The sequence below is a fragment of the Pseudomonas inefficax genome (assembly GCF_900277125.1).
Taxonomy (GTDB): domain Bacteria; phylum Pseudomonadota; class Gammaproteobacteria; order Pseudomonadales; family Pseudomonadaceae; genus Aquipseudomonas; species Aquipseudomonas inefficax.
This window is the reverse complement of record NZ_OPYN01000248.1, coordinates 1-2,310: the sequence shown is the minus strand read 5'-3', so window position 1 is coordinate 2,310 and position 2,310 is coordinate 1. Positions and strand designations below refer to the sequence as shown.

Genomic DNA, 2,310 nt, shown 5'->3' with positions numbered 1-2,310 from the left:
GAGGCCAGCGACCCATTCGCTCTGTGGCCGGAATTTCTCGACCAGCGGCCAGACCCAGGCAAGGGCACGCTGATTCGCAACAAGGCCGACCTGAGTGGTGAGCGGGTCGCGCTGGAACAGTGCGATGACGGCCATGTGACGATCACCCTCAGTGCCAAAGGGGACGACGCAGGGCTGCAGCTGCTGCGTGACCACCTGAAAGCGTGCATGGGTTATGAACAGACGGCCGAGAGTGGTTTCAGCGCCCGCCGGCGCCATCTGGATGCCCTGCGCCAGGCCAGTGAGCACCTGGAACACGGCCGTGCGCAACTGACCCTGGCTGGCGCGGGTGAGCTGCTGGCAGAAGACCTGCGACAGGCACAGCACGCCTTGGGGGAAATTACCGGGGCATTCAGCTCAGACGACCTGCTGGGGAGGATTTTCTCCAGTTTCTGCATCGGCAAGTAATCCACAGCCAGGCATGGCCAAGAGCCGCTCCTTCGGGAGCGGCTTTTTTTTGCCGGTAATTCGTTACAGGAGATAACCGGGTACCTGTGCGAGGAGGCCCTTACAAGCCCTGAATCTCCGTGGCTGTACCAACGCTTTCGCGGGGTTGCCCGCTCCTACCTTGTCCGTATCCAGCCCTACCTCCATGTTTTTTCCATTCACAGGCTCGAATCCAAGCTCAGGAGCCCTGTGGAAAACTCGCCTTCAGCTCCGTTGATAAGCAGGCTTTTTTTCTGAGGACAAACCCGCCTGTGGGTAAAGAGTCATTTAATCCACAGGCTAAATCGTGTTATCCATAGCCCTCATGGCACTCCAGCCACAGGGTTTAATTTTTCTCTATCCTGCATGAACAGAGGCCTCTGTAACCTTATCCACAGAACAGCTTGTGCATAAGAATAAACATAAAAACAAAGCTTTTTTAAATTTCTCCTCTTTGATTTCTGTTACCTGCCACTCATCCACAGGCTGGTCAAATTTTGCTCAGAAGGTTTCTTTAAAGGGGGTTAAGTCCCTATACTTGTCCGCTTACCTTCTCTATTCGCAAAACAGGCACGAGGTGCGTGGTGGATTTCCCTTCCCGTTTTGAAGTGATCGTCATCGGCGGCGGCCATGCCGGTACCGAGGCTGCGCTTGCGTCTGCACGCATGGGTGTGAAAACCCTGCTGCTGACCCATAACGTGGAAACCCTCGGTCACATGAGCTGCAACCCCGCCATCGGCGGTATTGGCAAAAGCCATCTGGTCAAAGAGATCGATGCCCTCGGTGGCGCCATGGCGCTGGCAACCGACAAGAGCGGCATCCAGTTCCGCGTTCTGAACAACCGCAAGGGGCCGGCGGTACGCGCCACCCGTGCACAGGCCGACCGCGCCATCTACAAGGCAGTGGTACGGGAAATCCTGGAAAACCAGCCGAACCTGTGGATATTCCAGCAATCCTGCGACGACCTGATCGTCGAGCAGGACCAGGTGAAAGGCGTGGTGACCCAGATGGGCCTGCGTTTCTTCTCCGAATCGGTGGTACTGACCACCGGTACCTTCCTCGGCGGCCTTATCCACATTGGTTTGCAAAACCATTCCGGTGGTCGCGCCGGCGATCCGCCTTCGATCGCCCTGGCCCACCGCATGCGTGAATTGCCGCTGCGCGTCGGCCGCCTGAAAACCGGTACCCCGCCTCGCATCGATGGTCGTTCGGTGGACTTTTCGGTGATGACCGAGCAGCCAGGCGATACGCCGATTCCGGTGATGTCGTTCATGGGCAATGCCCAGATGCACCCGCGCCAGGTGAGCTGCTGGATCACCCACACCAATGCACGCACCCACGAGATCATTGCCTCGAACCTAGACCGTTCGCCGATGTACTCGGGTGTGATCGAAGGTGTCGGCCCGCGCTACTGCCCGTCGATCGAAGACAAGATCCATCGCTTCGCCGACAAGGAAAGCCACCAGGTGTTCATCGAGCCGGAAGGCCTGACCACCCATGAGCTGTACCCCAACGGTATTTCCACTTCGCTGCCGTTCGACGTGCAGCTGGAGCTGGTGCGGTCGATCCGAGGCATGGAAAACGCTCACATCGTGCGCCCGGGCTACGCCATCGAGTACGACTACTTCGACCCGCGCGACCTCAAGTACAGCCTCGAGACCAAAGTCATCGGCGGCCTGTTCTTTGCCGGGCAAATCAACGGCACCACCGGTTACGAAGAAGCCGGCGCCCAGGGCTTGCTGGCCGGGACCAACGCCGCACTGCGTGCGCAGGGCCGTGATAGCTGGTGCCCGCGCCGCGACGAGGCGTACATCGGCGTACTGGTCGACGACCTGATTACCCTGG

Annotated in this window: 1 protein-coding gene and 1 pseudogene; both read left to right on the top strand. The window is 58.8% G+C overall.

What is annotated here, in order from left to right; genetic code table 11:
* Window positions 1-447: pseudogene (locus tag JV551A3_RS30600) on the top strand (tRNA uridine-5-carboxymethylaminomethyl(34) synthesis GTPase MnmE); the annotation flags it as partial.
* Window positions 448-1,049: 602 nt separating this feature from the next.
* Window positions 1,050-2,310, top strand: a 1,261-nt coding sequence (mnmG, locus tag JV551A3_RS30595) for a tRNA uridine-5-carboxymethylaminomethyl(34) synthesis enzyme MnmG (protein WP_133979411.1), incomplete at its 3' end; no start/stop codon positions are given.